Annotated in this window: 20 protein-coding genes and 1 tRNA gene; 8 read left to right on the top strand and 13 right to left on the bottom strand. The window is 29.2% G+C overall.

The window, feature by feature from the left end:
* Positions 1-87: 87 nt before the first annotated feature.
* Complete coding sequence (locus tag CQA42_RS00645; RefSeq protein ID WP_115582774.1) at positions 88-2,163, top strand: heavy metal translocating P-type ATPase; 2,076 nt, start codon at positions 88-90, stop codon at positions 2,161-2,163.
* 9 nt (positions 2,164-2,172) lie between these two features.
* Here the strand turns inward: CQA42_RS00645 and ribA are convergent, their stop codons facing one another.
* The 6 genes from ribA to CQA42_RS08370 all read right to left on the bottom strand — a co-directional run bounded on the left by ribA (position 2,173) and on the right by CQA42_RS08370 (position 4,655).
* Complete coding sequence (ribA, locus tag CQA42_RS00640) at positions 2,173-2,742, bottom strand: GTP cyclohydrolase II (RefSeq protein WP_115582773.1); 570 nt, start codon at positions 2,740-2,742, stop codon at positions 2,173-2,175.
* A gap of 91 nt (positions 2,743-2,833) precedes the next feature.
* Positions 2,834-2,918, bottom strand: a tRNA-Leu gene (locus tag CQA42_RS00635).
* 48 nt (positions 2,919-2,966) lie between these two features.
* Positions 2,967-3,221 (bottom strand): DUF493 domain-containing protein, encoded by a 255-nt coding sequence (locus CQA42_RS00630; protein ID WP_115582772.1) that lies wholly within the window; start codon positions 3,219-3,221, stop codon positions 2,967-2,969.
* Positions 3,214-3,597, bottom strand: coding sequence for a YbgC/FadM family acyl-CoA thioesterase (locus CQA42_RS00625; protein ID WP_115582771.1), 384 nt, complete (start codon positions 3,595-3,597; stop codon positions 3,214-3,216). The genes CQA42_RS00630 and CQA42_RS00625 overlap by 8 nt, the downstream gene beginning before the upstream one ends.
* Before the next feature lie 9 nt (positions 3,598-3,606).
* A complete protein-coding gene (locus CQA42_RS00620) occupies positions 3,607-4,521 on the bottom strand; it encodes a phosphonoacetaldehyde reductase (RefSeq protein ID WP_115582770.1) in 915 nt (304 codons plus the stop codon).
* 8 nt (positions 4,522-4,529) lie between these two features.
* The gene (locus CQA42_RS08370; RefSeq protein ID WP_258865517.1) at positions 4,530-4,655 is read right to left on the bottom strand and encodes a hypothetical protein; all 126 of its coding nucleotides are present in this window, start codon (positions 4,653-4,655) and stop codon (positions 4,530-4,532) included.
* 174 nt (positions 4,656-4,829) lie between these two features.
* Here CQA42_RS08370 and yedE point away from each other — a divergent pair, with 174 nt between their 5' ends.
* Both yedE and CQA42_RS00610 read left to right on the top strand, forming a co-directional pair.
* The gene (gene yedE / locus CQA42_RS00615; RefSeq protein ID WP_115582769.1) at positions 4,830-5,888 is read left to right on the top strand and encodes a YedE family putative selenium transporter; all 1,059 of its coding nucleotides are present in this window, start codon (positions 4,830-4,832) and stop codon (positions 5,886-5,888) included.
* A gap of 4 nt (positions 5,889-5,892) precedes the next feature.
* The gene (locus tag CQA42_RS00610) at positions 5,893-6,105 is read left to right on the top strand and encodes a DUF3343 domain-containing protein (RefSeq protein WP_147289239.1); all 213 of its coding nucleotides are present in this window, start codon (positions 5,893-5,895) and stop codon (positions 6,103-6,105) included.
* On the opposite strand, the gene CQA42_RS00605 is transcribed toward CQA42_RS00610, so the two are convergent.
* Together CQA42_RS00605 and CQA42_RS00600 are read right to left on the bottom strand one after the other, a co-directional pair.
* The gene (locus CQA42_RS00605) at positions 6,086-7,111 is read right to left on the bottom strand and encodes a thiamine pyrophosphate-dependent enzyme (protein ID WP_115582767.1); all 1,026 of its coding nucleotides are present in this window, start codon (positions 7,109-7,111) and stop codon (positions 6,086-6,088) included. The genes CQA42_RS00610 and CQA42_RS00605 overlap by 20 nt on opposite strands.
* 58 nt (positions 7,112-7,169) lie before the next feature.
* Entirely contained in the window at positions 7,170-7,586 is a 417-nt protein-coding gene (locus CQA42_RS00600) for a hypothetical protein (RefSeq protein ID WP_258865516.1), read from the bottom strand.
* 355 nt (positions 7,587-7,941) lie between these two features.
* Between CQA42_RS00600 and CQA42_RS00595 the strand changes: the two genes are divergently transcribed.
* From CQA42_RS00595 to CQA42_RS00575, 5 genes are read left to right on the top strand one after another with little or no spacing between them, the layout of a single operon-like run.
* Complete coding sequence (locus tag CQA42_RS00595) at positions 7,942-8,274, top strand: histidine triad nucleotide-binding protein (RefSeq protein ID WP_115582766.1); 333 nt, start codon at positions 7,942-7,944, stop codon at positions 8,272-8,274.
* A gap of 8 nt (positions 8,275-8,282) precedes the next feature.
* Complete coding sequence (locus CQA42_RS00590; protein WP_115583112.1) at positions 8,283-8,891, top strand: UPF0323 family lipoprotein; 609 nt, start codon at positions 8,283-8,285, stop codon at positions 8,889-8,891.
* A 30-nt stretch (positions 8,892-8,921) separates the two neighbouring features.
* Positions 8,922-9,836 (top strand): NAD(P)-dependent oxidoreductase, encoded by a 915-nt coding sequence (locus CQA42_RS00585; RefSeq protein ID WP_115582765.1) that lies wholly within the window; start codon positions 8,922-8,924, stop codon positions 9,834-9,836.
* Complete coding sequence (locus CQA42_RS00580) at positions 9,837-10,388, top strand: dTDP-4-dehydrorhamnose 3,5-epimerase family protein (RefSeq protein WP_115582764.1); 552 nt, start codon at positions 9,837-9,839, stop codon at positions 10,386-10,388.
* On the top strand, positions 10,385-11,269 hold the full coding sequence (locus CQA42_RS00575) for an NAD(P)-dependent oxidoreductase (RefSeq protein ID WP_258865515.1): 885 nt from the start codon (positions 10,385-10,387) through the stop codon (positions 11,267-11,269). Before CQA42_RS00580 ends, CQA42_RS00575 begins: the two co-directional genes overlap by 4 nt.
* Here CQA42_RS00575 and CQA42_RS00570 read toward each other — a convergent pair.
* Genes CQA42_RS00570 through CQA42_RS00550 form a run of 5 tightly spaced genes read right to left on the bottom strand, consistent with a single transcriptional unit; the run spans position 11,266 to position 15,686 of the window.
* Positions 11,266-12,594, bottom strand: coding sequence for a glycosyltransferase 61 family protein (locus CQA42_RS00570; RefSeq protein ID WP_115582763.1), 1,329 nt, complete (start codon positions 12,592-12,594; stop codon positions 11,266-11,268). The genes CQA42_RS00575 and CQA42_RS00570 overlap by 4 nt on opposite strands.
* A 28-nt stretch (positions 12,595-12,622) precedes the next feature.
* On the bottom strand, positions 12,623-13,453 hold the full coding sequence (locus CQA42_RS00565; RefSeq protein WP_181881434.1) for an FkbM family methyltransferase: 831 nt from the start codon (positions 13,451-13,453) through the stop codon (positions 12,623-12,625).
* 10 nt (positions 13,454-13,463) lie between these two features.
* Positions 13,464-14,018 (bottom strand): dTDP-4-dehydrorhamnose 3,5-epimerase, encoded by a 555-nt coding sequence (rfbC, locus tag CQA42_RS00560; protein WP_115582761.1) that lies wholly within the window; start codon positions 14,016-14,018, stop codon positions 13,464-13,466.
* Complete coding sequence (locus CQA42_RS00555) at positions 14,015-15,295, bottom strand: class I SAM-dependent methyltransferase (protein WP_220271568.1); 1,281 nt, start codon at positions 15,293-15,295, stop codon at positions 14,015-14,017. Before CQA42_RS00555 ends, rfbC begins: the two co-directional genes overlap by 4 nt.
* The gene (locus CQA42_RS00550) at positions 15,288-15,686 is read right to left on the bottom strand and encodes a DapH/DapD/GlmU-related protein (RefSeq protein ID WP_115582760.1); all 399 of its coding nucleotides are present in this window, start codon (positions 15,684-15,686) and stop codon (positions 15,288-15,290) included. Before CQA42_RS00550 ends, CQA42_RS00555 begins: the two co-directional genes overlap by 8 nt.

Below are 15,686 nucleotides of genomic sequence, written 5' to 3'. Positions count from 1 at the left end.
AAAAACCTTATCATTCTAATCCTTAAAAATAAAATTGTCAAGGATTTTGTTATAATCAAACCTTAATTTTATATCAAAAGAGATATTATGAAAGAAAAATTTTATATTACAAATATTAGCTGTTCTTCTTGTGCTAATAAAATAGAAAGTGCATTACAAAAACTAGAATGTGTAAGCTATGTGCATATTGACACAAACAATAATATATTAGAAATTGATACAACAAATATCAATCTAGCAATAAAAACTATCAAATCTATAGAATCAAATATAAATATAAGCAAAGAAAATCCAACAACAGATGAATTTGATACAAAAAAAGAGTTATGTTTTTTAAGTGGATTAATAGCAGTATTTTTAATAGCTGTTATTGTATTGCATGTTGTAGATAATGAGATTACAAAATATATATCGATTGGAATCTTAATAATTATTTATCTAATCTCTGGAAAAGATATATTTAAAAGTGCATTTAATAATATCAAAAAAAGAGATTTCTTTGATGAAAATACATTAATGTTTATTGCTACAATCTCTGCATTTGCAATTCAAGCATATGAAGAGGCAGTGGCTGTAATGTTATTTTTCAAAACAGGAGAGTTTCTGCAAGATTTAGCGGTGCAAAAAGGAAAAAAATCAATAAAAAATCTATTGCAAATCGCACCAAATATCGCCCACTTAAAGCAAGATTCTAATATCATTGATATTCCACCACAAGATTTAAAAATAGATGATATTTTTATAGTAAAGCCTGGAGAGAAGATTCCAACTGATGGAATTGTAATAAACGGAAAAAGCCTCATTGATACGAAAGCTCTTACGGGCGAACCAATACCAAAAGAAGCACAAATTGATACAAAAATTCTAGGAGGCACATTAAATCTAAATGGAATATTAGAGATAAAAGTAACGAAATTATACGAAGATTCTAGTGTTGCAAAGATTATTGATTTGGTGCAAAATGCAAGTAATAAAAAAGCAAAAATGGAGAGTTTTATTACAAAATTTGCAAGAATCTATACACCAATTGTATTTTTTATAGCACTTGCAATTGCAATACTTCCTCCATTATTTGGTTTTGGTGAATTTGGTGAGTGGATTTATAGAGCATTAGTAGTATTGATGGTTAGCTGCCCTTGTGCACTTGTAATAAGTGTGCCATTAGCATATTTTGGAGGCATTGGAAGCTGCTCAAAAAATCATATTTTGATAAAAGGGGCAAATTATCTAGAAGCACTTAGCAATGTAAGTCATATTGCATTTGATAAAACAGGCACTCTTACAAAAGGTGTGTTTAAAGTTGTAGATATTATCCCGCAAAATGGATTTAGCAAAGATGATGTTTTACAATATGCTTTTTGTGCAGAAAATTTTTCAAATCACCCAATAGCGCTTTCTATAAAAGATGAATACAACAAAACACTACATCCTCATCAATGTAATAATACAAAATTTGAGCAAATAAGCGGTCTTGGAATAATGGCTACTTGTAATTACAAAGAGATTCTAGCTGGTAATGACAAAATATTGCATAAATACAATATAAAACATAATAATTGCGATATTGATGGCAGTGTTGCACATATAGCAATAGATGGAGTCTATGCAGGATACATACTCGTAGCAGATGAATTAAAAGAAGATTCACTAGAGGCACTTAAAGAATTGCAGAATCTTGGTGTAACAAATATGATAATGCTAACTGGTGATAATGAATTTGCATCAAAAAAAATATGTGATAAGCTAGGCTTAGAGAATGTAAAATACAATCTCTTGCCAGAGGAAAAAGCAAAATATTTTATAGAATTCAAACAAAATGCTAGCGGAAATGCTGTATTTATAGGTGATGGTATAAATGACGCACCATGTATTGCTCTAGCAGATATTGGTGTAAGTATGGGAAAATTAGGTAGTGATGTAAGCAAAGAGAGTGCAGATGTATTAATCATAAATGACAAAATATCAAGCATGGTAAAAGCTATAGAAATCGCAAAAAAGACAAAAAATATTATTTATCAAAATATTGCCTTTGCATTTATTATAAAGATATTATTTATTATTCTTGGAGTATTTGGTGTTGCAACTATTTGGGAAGCTGTATTTGGGGATGTGGGTGTAGCATTGCTTGCATTATTAAATTCAATGAGAATCTTAAAGGCATAAACCTAGAATCTAAGATTCTAGTAAATGCCCTAGTTTTGATTGTTTGATTTTTAGATATTCTTTATTATATTGATTTGGTGTAGCAAGAATACTATCTCTTTGCACTTTAACAAATTTTGATATTTCGCTTATTTTTTTTGGATTATTTGTAAGAAGTCGAATACTCTTAATCCCATAATAATCAAAAATCTTACCAACTATATCATAATTCCTCAAATCTGCTCCAAATCCTAATTTATTATTTGCTTCAACCGTATCATATCCATTGTCTTGGAGATTATAGGCATTTACTTTATTAAATAGCCCAATCCCTCTACCCTCTTGACGCAAATATATAATCATTCCATTTTCTGCTGCGATTCTTTTCATTGCAATTTCTAGCTCATCACCACAATCACATTTCCTACTACCAAAAACATCGCCTGTCATACATTCAGAATGCACTCTAACAAGTGGAATAGCACCTAACTCATTACTTTTTAATACTAAATGCTCTGCTTTATTATTATCTTCTCTAAAAGATTGAATGATAAAATTACCAAATTTTGTTGGTAAATTTGCTTGCTTTGATACTTCCATAAAATATAATGTCCTAGTTAAAAAGATATTGTTTTAGAAAAATGTATTGTATCTTAAAGTAAGAATAAATTTTATTATTTTGAAAGATAAATGGTGCGGGAAAGAGGACTCGAACCTCCACACCTCGCGGCGCCAGATCCTAAGTCTGGTGCGTCTACCAATTCCGCCATTCCCGCATTTTTGAATTCGAGATTATATAATTTTATTTTTAAAATAATATTAAGCTAAATAACTGCTTTTACATCTTTTATATTTGTTAATATTTTAAAAATTTCATCTCTTTCTTTTTGGCTAACTACATAGATACTAAAATTATAACTAGAATATTTACCACCTGTGCTATCTTTAGAGAATTCAAATTTATAATCCAATGAACCAAACTTATCTTTTATACTTGATTGTAATATATCTTTATTGCTTGTGATGATTAGATATTCCCAGATTCTAGGATATTCTATATTTAAATCTTTATTATCCATTTTGCATCGCCTCTAATATTTTTAAAATTTCACTTGGAATCTTCTCTATTTTTTTATTTATTACATCAATACAAGCAAGTTTTATAGTTGCTTCAAAAATTACTTTAGTATCGAGATTTATACTTTGTTTTAGGATTATACTACTTTTGCCAAGTTTTAAAATCTTTGAACTTACAACAAGCAAATCACCAAGCTTTGCAGAATCTAAAAAATCACATTCTATATGCCGCACAACAAGTCCTATTCTATCTGTATTTGGCATAACGCCATTACTAAAAAATAGCTCACTTCTTGCTCTTTCGCAGTATTTTATATAATTTGTATGATATACAATGCCGCCACAATCAGTATCTTCGTAATATATTCTTACTTGCATAAATCCTCATTATATATTTTCTAAAAATCTCTCTTTTACAAAATTAATATCAAAAATGCTATTTTTTGCTCTTTGATTTAGACTAACAAATATTTCATTAATAAATTTAGAATCTAGCCCATAATCCTTTAAATCTTGTGAAATCTCTAAATCATAAAAAAGATTTTTTATTCTATCTTTGTATTGTAACAATAAAGAGCAAGATTCTCCTTTAGGAATGCAATCTAATAACAATGGAATACTAAAAGAGCAAGCTATTCCATGTGGGATTCCAAATCTCATTGTGATTGGATAGCTTATGGCATGTGCTAGTGCAGTTTGTGTATTTGAAAAAGCAAATCCTGCGTATATACAAGCAAGAGCTAGATTCTCTCTTAAATCTCTAGAATCTAGATTGCAGCTTAATAAAGCTAGATTTTGCAGTATCAAATCTATTGCTTTTATTGCATTGTTTGTAGATATTGGATTTGCATTAATATTCCAAATAGATTCTACTGCATGACTTAATACATCAAGTCCAGTAGAAATCGTAATATCTTTTGGAATGCTTTGCATGAGATTTATATCATAAATAGCGATTTTGGGATATAAAAGATTATGATTTAGAGAATATTTTATATTTGAATCTTTATCCCAAATAGTCGCCCATTTTGTTAGCTCACTACTTGTCCCTGCTGTAGTTGGTATAGCATATATGGATTTAGATTCTACATTACCTATGATTTCTAATGCTCCATTTTTAGCCATAATTTCATTTTTAAGAGATAAAAATTTCGCACTATCTAGCACGCTTCCACCTCCAATAGCTATAATGCAATCAAAATTAGGCAAATCTTTTTTTATATTTTGCAAAAATGAAAGCTCTGGATTTGGTGATATTTCATCAAAAACATAATTAATTTTATTTTTAAATATATCTTGCATTTTCTTTATTATGCCTCTTTTTTAAATCCTTTTGAAGTGACTATCAAGGCATTTTTAAAATCTATATCCTTTAAAATATCAATATAAGATACATTAAACCTAATATCTACTGGATTGTAATAAGAAAAATTCATAATTTTGCCTTTATCTTGAATTTTGCAGTATTTTACATTACAATAAGCATCTTTTACAACATATGGTTTTACAATAATTAGCTTAAGGTTTAAGCATACACAGCTTTTGTAATCTTTCTTTTTAAAAATTCTTCAAGCTGTTTAGAATCTAAAATAAATACAAAGGAATTATTTATGAAATTTGCAACTATGCCTGTTATTTCAGGAGCGTTACTTGGGGTTTTGGCACCTATCCTTGTATATTTTGGGAATCCAAAAAATATGGGTGTTTGTGCAGCATGTTTTACAAGAGATATAGCAGGAGCACTAAACCTCCATCAAATGCAAGCTACACAATATATAAGACCAGAGATTATTGGTATTGTTATTGGCGCATTTATAGCATCATTGATTTTTAGTGAATTCAAAGGAAGAGGTGGTTCATCGCCTGTTATAAGATTTATACTTGGAATCTTTGCTATGATAGGGGCATTGGTATTTTTGGGCTGTCCTTGGAGATTGTTTTTAAGACTTAGTGCTGGGGATTTAAGTGCTATTGCTGGATTATTTGGACTTGTTGGTGGAATAATTGTTGGAAGCTTTTTTATAAAAAGAGGATTTTCTCTTGGTTCTAAAAAAGAGTTAAATAAATTTTCTGGATTTGGATTTTTATTTTTTATCATTGCATTATTGTTATTTTTTGCTTGGAAAGTATTTGGTGATAATTCACCTATATCATTTTCTACAAAAGGTCCAGGGGCAGCGCATGCTCCATTTTTATTGTCAATTGTAGCTGGAATCTCTATTGGCTTTATATTTCAAAGAAGTAGATTCTGCACTATTGGAGCATTTAAAAATATATATTTAATCAAAGATAGCGCAATGCTACAAGGTGTAATGGCATTGCTTGTTGCAGCATTTATTACAAATCTAGCATTTGGATTTTTCTCACTAGGTTTTACAAATCAGCCAATAGCACACAATAATATATTATGGAATTTTCTTAGCATGCTATTATGTGGATTAGCATTTAGTCTTGGTGGTGGTTGTCCAGGAAGACAGCTCGTGCTTGCTGGAGAAGGTGATAATGATGCTGGTATATTTGTACTTGGATTGCTTCTTGGCGGTGCAATAGCACACAATTTTAATCTAGCAAGTTCTGCAAATGGAATTACAGCAAATGCACCTACTGCAGTTTTACTAGGTATCGCATTTTGTTTGATTGTCGCATTTTTTGCAAAAGAAAAAAAATAAAGCAATGAAGGGTTATCTAATATTTGATGTAGATTTTTATGCTTTTCAAGTAGAAAAGCTACTAAAACAATCAAAAATTAGCCATAAAATCACTACGATTCCTAGAGAAATCTCTAGTGATTGTGGTATTGCAATATATATTGATGATTTTTCTTTAGTTGATTTGCTTTTAACAAACTACAATATTCCTTATAAATTTAAAGAGATAAAAAATTAGATAATCTCTTTGCTACATCTTGTGGTAGTATTTTTGGTCGTCCAAGATTTTCTTTGCTACCTTTTTTTATCGCTAAATATATAAAGTGAGCGCCACCAGCATTTGCTTCCAAAAATAGATTTATATACTTTTGAAAATCATTTAAATTATAAGCGATATTTACCTTATCATATCCACAAGATTCTGCAATACTTGCAAAATCTACAAATGGCGAGAGATTAAACTGCCCACCTGTGCTATCATGACTTTGATTATCCAATAAAATATGGCAAAAATTATCAAGATTGCGATTTTTCGCATAATATGCGTTTGTGCTTAAATTTCCAAGTCGCATTAAAAGTGCAGAATCTCCATCAATAGCAATAACTTTATGCTTACTTGCAAGTGCTATGCCAAGGGATAGTGAGCTAACACAACCCATAGAGCCAACCATATAAAATTGATTTGGATTATCAGCAATCTCATAAAGTTCTCTGCCACATTTTCCAGTGGTAGCAAAAAGTAGGGCATTATGTCTAAATGCAAGATTATGCAAGATTCTAAGTGCCTCAAGTCGCGATGGAATAGTAGATTCTGCACTAGATTTCATTTTTTTAGAATCTAATAAAACAATATTTGATTTATCAAGTGGATTGAGATTTAATGGAACTTTGCAAAATGTCCCTTCTTGCACGATAAAAAAGAAACTTTGATTAGAATCTAAAATCTTTTTTGCATGCTTTATTTGTATTTTTGCCTTTTTAATATCAAAATCTAAAAATTCATATTTTATCTCACAAATTTCTAAAAGCTTATCAGTTATCACGCCTAAGAGTTCATGTTGGGGCTCATCTGTGTTTTTGTTATTTTCATCTCGCTTGCCTCGAAGTGATACAAAGCCAAGTATTGGAATCTTAAAAGTATGATTTAGACTTGTAAGTGGTGCAAGATATGAACAAGGCACGCCACTAAATTGCTCTACTCCAATATCTTTTAAAAGCTTTCCGAATTCTTGTGTATCTAGCATTATTATCCTTTTTAAATTTTTGCAATGCAAATTATCTAAATAAGCCTCACGCAATTTCTTATTTTATATTGCTATAGGATTGTAAAGATTCTTGTAAATATTTAATATTTTCATTTTCATCTTTAGAGATAAAGCTTTGTGGGTGCGGACGAATGATAATGTGATAGCCACTTTGTGCCAAGGGTAAAAGCAAATCTAATCCAAATTTAAAAAGAAGACTTTCTTTTCCCCATGATGGCGATACTAATATTGTATTAGAATCTTTATTTAGATTCTTATTAGAATCTTGCTTTAAGCTTAATTCATCAAGATAAGTGCTACCAGTAATTGCTATATATTTTGCTTTGGTATTATGAGCAGATTCTATATCACGGATAAAATCTAATTGAGCACTATTTGCAACTAATACAGAACAAAATAATCTATACCAAATACACGATAAGTCATAGGTGTAAGCGCATGCACGATATGACAATAATGTTTTACACCACGATTGCGTTTTATTTGCAAGACATCAAGTCCAGGCGTAGTTAGCACGAAAATATCTGCATTTAAACGATTAAGAATACTATAAGCTCTATTACCTTTGCCTATGTAGCTAAAAGTGCCAAATGGAGAATTTCTAAAAAAGCATAAATCATCTTTATTTGAAGTGTAATAAGTATAAGGGTGAGAAAATCTATCTAATGCATCAAGAATGGATTTGAAAGTATCATAATATTGCGAGCTTTCACAATAAAAAACTATGTAGAATCTAATTTTTAAATAATTAATTTTTAAATAATGATATAAGATAATTTCAATCTAATTTAATACACTAAAGGTATAAAATGACAATATTTGAGAAAATAGTAAGTGGAGAGATTCCAGCAAATAAAGTATTAGAAAATGATGATTTTTTAGCATTTTATGATATCAATCCAAAAGCACCTATTCATATATTAGCAATTCCAAAAAAATGTATAAAAGATTTTCATAATGCAGATGCAGAATTGCTAAAAGGTTTAAATGAGTTTATAAAAGAAGTAGCAAAAAAAGTTGGTTTAGATAAGAATGGTTATAGAATCATTTCTAATATAGGTAGCGATGGTGGGCAAGAAGTCCCGCACTTACATTTTCATATACTTGGAGGAGCAAAGTTAAAATGGGAAAAATTAGGATAAAAAATAAAATGAAACATATTAGAAAAATAGGTGAATACAGCATAGCAGGTAGTATAGGAATTGCAACATTATTTGTATTATCAGGTTGCAATTCACAAGATAACAAAGAGCAGGCAACATCAAATTCTATAAAGCAAGGGGCTTTTGTAATTATTGAAGAGCAAGAAGATGGAAGCTATAAGATTCTAGAAGAACACCCAAGTGATACAACAAGAGTGCTTTTAAAATCAAAAGATGGAAATGAGAGAATGTTAAGCAATGAAGAAATAAATGAGATGCTAAAAGAAGAAGAAAAGAAAATTGATAATGGTACTTCACAGCTTACAAATCCAACAGGAACAGGATTAGGACTTGGTGAGGCTATACTTGCTTCTGCTGCTGGTGCGATAATAGGCAGCTGGATAGGAAACAAACTCTTTAATAATCAAAATTTTCAAACACAGCAAAGAACGACATACAAATCGCCACAAGCATATGAAAGAAGCAAAAATTCATTTGGAAATCAAGCAGGAGCAAGCACAAATAGAGCTACTGCAAGCAGTGGAAAAAGCGGCTTTTTTGGTAATAGTAGTAGTGCTGGTAGCAGTGATAGAAGTCAAAGTGCATTTGGTGGATAAGAATCATATAAAAGTCTTAGGCAATTTTGAATGAAAACTATTTTAATTACTGGAGCAAGTGGATTCTTAGGTAGCCATTTGGTAAAAGCATTTTATAAATCTAATAAAATCATTGGAGTAATAAGAAAAGATAGTAATCTTTGGAGACTAAAAGACTATGATATAGAGCTTGTAGATTCTAAAGATTTAAATCATATAGAAAAAAATATTGATTTTATTATTCATACTGCTACAAATTATGGCAGAAATGGCAATAAACTAAGTGAAATAATAGATTCTAATCTATTATTTGGTATTCAGGTTTTGGAATTTGCCAATGATAAAAATATCAAAACTTTCATCAATATAAATACTCTTCAAAATCCCATGACAAATCCATATTGCATGAGTAAAAATCATCTTAGTAATTATTTTAGATATTTTGATAATATAAATATTATTGATGTTTGTATTGAGCATATGTATGGACCATTTGATGATAATAATAAATTTATACATTATCTAATAGAACAAATGATTTTAAATAATAATATAAAACTAAGCAAAGGTGAGCAACTACGAGATTTTATATATATTGATGATGTAATAAATGCATTTAAAATCATCATTAATAATATAGATTCTTTTAAAAAATACACACGTTGTGAGCTAGGAAGTGGAAAACAAACTAGACTAAAGGATTTTATAGAACTTACATTAGATATATTTAATCAATACTCAAATACAAATTCAAAATTATTATTTGGAGAAAAGCCATATAATCCTTTAGAAAATATGAATATAAAAACTGATATATCACTGCTACAGAGTTTTGGTTATATACCAAAATATAGCAATAAAGATGGTATTACAAAAACGATAGCCTACCACCTAAATAGGGGGGGGGTCGCACTAAAAAATGATTTTATAACATATATTTATTATCTTCATAAGAAGGTTGCGTAAATGGAGATAATAAATACTACTTTTAAAGATCTATACATCATAAATATCACTCCACATAAAGATTTAAGAGGACAATTTGTAAAACAATTCAATAAAAATATTTTTGAGACTTATAAACTTAATGCTGAATTTTTTGAATCATTTTATTCTGTATCACAAAAAGGCGTTATTCGTGGTATGCACTTTCAGATTCCTCCAAAAGAACATGCAAAATTAGTATATGTATCAAATGGAAGTATTATTGATGTAGTGCTTGACTTGAGGCAAAATTCCAAAACATATAAGCAAAATTTTTATATTCAATTAGATTCTATTAATCTTCAATGCCTATATATACCAGCAGGATTTGCACATGGATTTTTAAGCCTTGAGGATAATACAAAAGTGCATTATATGCAAACAAGTGAATACAGCAAAGAACATGATTGCGGGGTGAAGTATGATAGCTTTGGATTTAGATGGGAGGAAATAGCAAAGAAATATAATATTGATAAATTTATTATCTCTAATCGTGATTTATCTTTTAGTGATAGAATAGAGGGATATTTTTGAAAACTATTCTAATTACAGGCGGCAGTGGGTTTATAGGCTCAAATCTAATAAAAACACTAAGCAAATCATATCACATCATAGCAATTATAAGAGAAAATTCGGATTCTAGTAGAATAGAATCTTTTTGTAAAATATATAGATACAAAAATGCCCTAAGCTTACTAGAATATTTAAAAGATAAAGATTTAATAGGCGTAATACATCTAGCAACTTTATATATAAAAACACACAAAATTGATGACATCAAGTGTATTATAGATTCTAATATTACTTTTGGAAGTGAGATATGCGAGATTCTATCATTATTAAAATTTGATGGTTGGTTTATAAATGTTGGCACATTTTGGCAATTTTATAAAAATATGCCAAATAATCCTTTGAATCTATACGCAGCATCTAAAAGTGCTTTTAATAATATTATTAATTTCTATGCAAACACGACAAATATCACCTTTAGCACTATTTATCTAAATGATACATATGGACCAAATGACACTAGAGAAAAAATATTTAATCTATGGCTTAGAGTTGCAAATAGTGGCAAGACACTAGAAATGAGCAAAGGAGAGCAACTAATTGACATAATATATATTGATGATGTAATAAATGCATTTATTGTGCTAATTGATTTATTAAACTCAAAATACAAAACTCTAGCAAAAAATAAAATATTTGCACTTCATACAAAAGAAAGAAAAACATTGCGTGAGCTTGCAAATATATTTGAAGAAATAATAGGCAAGAAATTAAATATATTATGGGGTGCAAAACCATATATGCAAAGAGAAAACTTCATCCCATTTGAAGGTGGTGAAGATCTGCCAAATTGGCAAGAATGCTTCACTTTTAAAGATGGTATAACAAAAATTATAAAAAGCTAAGATTCTATCTTAGTTATTCCATATGCCCTAAATTTTTCTTCTACATAATCAATATCTGCATACAGATTTGAAGCCCACCAAGCACCAACAAATCCATCCATATGATCGGTATCTTTTTCATTTCTTAACTCACAAATAATTGGTAAAAATTCAATTCCAAATAAATAATCAATAGGATATTCTGCAAAATCTGATGATCTTAATGCAATCGCTTTTCCTCCGCTTTTCATGTAACCATAATTCATTATAGAAGTGCCATCTATGCTTAGTATTACTTTAGCTCTACTTAGATAATTAATCTTATCTTTGAAACTCACTTCTTCCATATACAATGTTTTAAATCCATATTTAGATTCCAAAAATTCTCTAAATTCATCTTCATTTATCAAGAATCTTTTTGCGCTTTTTGCCCTTGATATATATATCCGCTCAAAATTATTAATAAAATTTTCATCATAATAAAACGCTCTTAAATGTTCCATCGCATCTACTAAATATTTTTTGTTGCATTTTACTTGAGTTGGAATAAAAACATTATTTACATCAGTTACCATTTTTTGTGGCATTTTTGCATCATTAACACAAATAATATTTTCTTTTTTTATTGCAAATGGACAATTTTTATTATGTTCTTGTGTGAGACTTAGAAGTGCTGGGTAGATATATTGATCAAATTGCCATGAATTTCTAATAGGAGCAATAATGACTAATTCATTAAAATCTATATCATATATTTTAGATTCTTGTTGCTGCCCCCCCCTAATTACTTGCTTCTTATTGTATAGTGCTTTTAGTGTAGCAAGAAGTCTTGGAAATTCTTCAAAACTAAAATGAGAAAAACAATCCCAATTTGGTGAGTGCCATAGAATCTTTTGTTTGTTTGATTTTAATTCTCTTTGTTCTTTTCCTTTAAAAAGGCTGATTATGACTTTTATTACTTGTTTTAGTTCTGTCATATTTGTTGGTATAAAAAAATGTTTTTGCAATTTTTTATAAAAATTATAATTATTATTTACAAAGCCATGAGTGCCAAATCCACCTGTATTTTCTTGCACTATTTTGCCATTATAAAATGCACCACCACTTGTAGTTACAATCTCAATATGATCAAAATGTAATATATCAAATGGTGCTAATTTAAATTTCATAAATCTAGCAATTTTTGCTTCTTTATTTGGAATCCCTCGAGTATTTAATAGATTTGTATTTACGCTTTGCATGTTAAATTTTTTGTCTAAATTTAGCAAACTCTTATATTCTTTTGAATCTTCATCAATTAAATCAGAAATTTTTATTTCTAAATAATCTTGAATATCTTCTTGCATTTACTCCCCTTGTTTATAAAATGCAAAATTATATCCAATCTAATAAAATATTATTGATATTGTGCTCTTTGATTAATCTTTTTAGATTTGTAATTTTATTTTTACCATCTATAAAATATCTTTCATGTGTTTCGCAAGCGATATAATCGATTTTTTCATATAGTTTGGTTTCTATTATCTTATCGATAATATCAAACTCTGCACCTTCGATATCAAGCTTTAAAAAATAGATTCTGTCATTTGTATTTAATATATTTTCATTAATATATCTCACCAAATCAATTACTTCTACTTCATAATATTCATCATAGCCTTCATTATAATCACCACTAGAATCTAGCCTATTTCCTTGTGAAATACTATCATTAAGCATAAACTTTGCCTTGCCATCTTTGTTTGATAAGGCGGCTTTATGCAGTATCACATTTTTATTATTTTTGTATTTATTTTGTAAAATTGGAAATAAAATATCATTTGGTTCAAACAAATGCACCACTGCACCACAATCAAGCAACAAATCAGTAACAAGCCCAGCATGCGCACCACAATCTATTGTAATCTTTGGATTCCCCCCCCCCATTTCTCTAAAAATACGATAAAAAATATCATAATATCTTTTTGGCACATGGGCATTATGAAGTTTTAGATTTATCCCTCCAATTCCATTTGGATCAACAATAGCATTTTCTATCAAATCAAGCTGCATTGCAAGTGCATTTTTGTAATCCTTGCTAAATCTGTATTTTACCTTTAGATATGGATTTAAGATTCTTTGTGAAAATAGAATCTTATTTTTATAATCTCCTCTTTGTCTTTTGATTTTTCTTTGTAAATATTCCAATAATGTTTCTTTCTGCATTTTTTCTCCTTTAAATTCCTTTGAAATTGCCATCTATAAAAGGGGCGTTTTTATCTTTTGGTGAAATATTTGTAATATCTAGATTCCATTTTATATTTAAAACTTTATCAAGTGGGTTTATAGTGCTATCTGCGCTACTTTGGAATGGTGCTGTTGTAAGATATAAAATCTCTGCATTATTGCTTAAGGCTTGGAATCCATGTGCAAAGCCTTCTGGTATATATAAATATTTGTTATTTGATTTGCTTAGTGTGATTGTAAAATGCTTTAAAAATGTCTTAGAATCTTTTCTTAAATCGACTGCTACATCTTGAATACTGCCAGAAATACAGCGGATAATCTTTATTTCACTAAAAGGCTTAGTTTGGAAGTGCATACCACGAATAGAACCTTTTAATTTTGTTAAAGAGTGGTTTATTTGGACTATTTCTTTTGAAAGCCCGATTTCTTTGAAATTTTCTTTACAAAAATATCGTTCAAAATATCCTCTTTCATCTTTTATTTGTTTTGGTTCTATCACAAATAAATTTTCTATTTTTGTTTCTACAAAGGTGAAGCGACTCATATTGCTCCCCTTTGGATATGGTGATATGTTTGGTGATAATTTTTACTTTTGGAGTAGTGATGATAAATCTGCATACTACCCCCCCCCATGTTACTATTTTTAGGGTTGCTTAAAATTGCCTTAAATATAGATTCTACTTCTTTGATAATCTCATCTTTGATATTCCATGCTGGAATCCAAATATAATCTGGAATCTGCTCTTTTATAAAATCTTTATTTTTTACTTCTATATGACTTCCGGGCAAGAAAAGATTCTGCTTGTGGGGTGAATTGTCTATTGCATAAGCTATCAAATCATCTTTGATACCACAATAATTAAGCAAAGTATTTCCCTTTGCTGCAGCTCCATATGCAATAACTTTTTTATTATTCTTTTTTAATTTTAACAATAAAGATAAAAAATCAATCTTTATTTTTTGCATATTTGATTCCAAAGATAAATAACCATCTTTATTATCAAGATTGTATTTTTTCTCTAATGCTAAGATATTTATGATATTTTTACTTATTTGCTTTTTATTTTTACTAGCATAAATCCTCAAACTTCCGCCATGTGTCTTTAAAATATCAACATCATAAATATAAAGATTCTCTCTTTTAAATAAATCAATTACAGAATGCAAACTATAATAATAAAAATGCTCATGATATATAGAATCAAATTGATTATATTTTATTAGATTAAGAATATGTGGAAATTCAAAATTTGCTACACCATCTTTTTTAAGAGCGATTCTCACACCTGCTACAAAATCTCTTATATTTGGCACATGTGCTAAGACATTATTACCAATTATTAAATCTGCTTTTGGTAGATTAGAAGCTAGGGCTTTATTAAAAAATTTCTCAATTATTTCTATACCACGGGATTTTGCAACTTTTGCAGTGCTAGAAGTAGGCTCAATTCCAATGCTTGGAATCCCTTTGAAAAACTGCAATAAATATCCATCATTTGCTGCAATTTCTATGACTTGAGATGATTTATTTAAATCTAGTTTTTTGATAATCATCTCTGCATACGACTTTGCATGAGCAACCCAAGTGCTAGAATATGAACTAAAATATACATAATTTTTTGAAAAAATTTCTTTTACATTTTTATATTCATCAACTTGTGCTAAAAAGCAATTTTGACATAAATATACTTTTAGCGGATAATAAGATTCTGCATTTTGTAAATCATCTTTATTTAGAAATGAATTTGATGGAGGAGCAAATGATAAATCTGCTATTTTTAACTTTAAGATAGAGCCACAATTTTTACATTTATTATTCATTGTAAGCCCCCTCTTTTTTAAGCAAATATTTAATTTCTAATGCGAGATTCTTATCAAGGGGAGTATAAAATCTATGCAAATGCTCTAAGATTTTATCACTATCTAAAGTATCAAAATCAATTGATTCTAGAATCTCAATTATTTCATTACTAAATCTCTTTTTTACTTGTATCGCAGGATTGCCAATAATTACACTATATGGTTCAAACTCACCACGGACGACACTTCCTGCACCAATCACACAGCCTTTGCCTATTTTGCTGCCAGATAATATAATAGCATTTAGCCCTATCCAGCAGTCATCTCCAATGATAGTCTCGCCTTTTGTTGTATTTTTCTCAATTTTATCGGTGTAATAAGCATAAAATGGATATGTTGAAAAGCAATTCAT

Origin of the sequence: Helicobacter sp. MIT 99-5507, from assembly GCF_003364295.1 — a bacterium.
GTDB lineage: Bacteria > Campylobacterota > Campylobacteria > Campylobacterales > Helicobacteraceae > NHYM01.
The sequence above is the reverse complement of the archived record's forward strand: the minus strand, read 5'-3'. Positions and strand labels throughout refer to the sequence as shown.